At 62.7% G+C, this 737-nt stretch carries 2 protein-coding genes; both read right to left on the bottom strand.

Annotated elements, in window-relative coordinates; all coding sequences use genetic code 11:
- Nucleotides 1-20: 20 nt before the first annotated feature.
- Complete coding sequence (locus C2R25_RS00010; RefSeq protein WP_103727262.1) at nt 21-254, bottom strand: hypothetical protein; 234 nt, start codon at nt 252-254, stop codon at nt 21-23.
- Nucleotides 251-733: an XF1762 family protein gene (locus C2R25_RS20765; protein ID WP_233203678.1), complete on the bottom strand. Its 483-nt coding sequence runs from the start codon at nt 731-733 to the stop codon at nt 251-253. The genes C2R25_RS00010 and C2R25_RS20765 overlap by 4 nt, the downstream gene beginning before the upstream one ends.
- Between the last annotated feature and the right edge of the window lie 4 nt (nt 734-737).

Raw genomic sequence — 737 nt, 5'->3', positions numbered from 1 at the left:
CCGGGCTATCAGGTCTGGGGTCATGCGACGAAAGCCGGCTGCCCAGGCTTGGGCTTCCATGAGATTGCGAGCCATCCAGGCGTCGGGCGGTGAGTGACGCCTTCGCTATCGACCACGCGGTGTGAACCGCCGTCGAGCACATACAATTGTTCGGGATGGTTGATGCGGAAGCGGGCACCGTTTGCGTAGCAATAGATGCGATACATCTCGCTGGTGATGTCGATCAGTTCCGGCTTGGCAGCTTCGTCAGTCATGCGGCAGTCCTTTCGAAAAGCAGTTTCGGCTCTATGGGGTGCTTGTCGTGACGCTGACGGCTAGGGACCGACCATGAGCGGCCCGGGGTCTCCGCGATCATCTGCCACCCTGCGGCGACAAGGGAGGTGCCGGGTTCGCGCTTGAGGATGTATGTCCCGATGCGCTGGTACCCTAGCGCGAAGGCGGCCCGCGCAGCTGCGCCGTAGAGGAACGAGCAGGCATTGCGGTGGCCAGTGGTGCACAGGCGCGTGACCTCCAGCGTCTCTCCATCATCTCGCCGACGCGCGACAGGGCGGCCAACGATCACGACGCCAACCAGCGTTTCGCCAGCATATGCCGCGATGCTGAACTTATGTCCCTGCGGTGGAGTGTGATGGCGATGGTGCTCACGAACGAACGCAGCCGCCTCGCTGAAATCGATAGGGGCCAAGGTGAGGCGATCACCCGTGACGCATCCCTCGCGTCCGGTGGAAGTCATGCTG

Origin of the sequence: Novosphingobium sp. HII-3, assembly GCF_002916655.1 — a bacterium.
In the GTDB taxonomy this organism is placed as follows: Bacteria; Pseudomonadota; Alphaproteobacteria; order Sphingomonadales; family Sphingomonadaceae; genus Novosphingobium; species Novosphingobium panipatense.
This window is presented reverse-complemented; position numbering and strand designations above follow the sequence as displayed.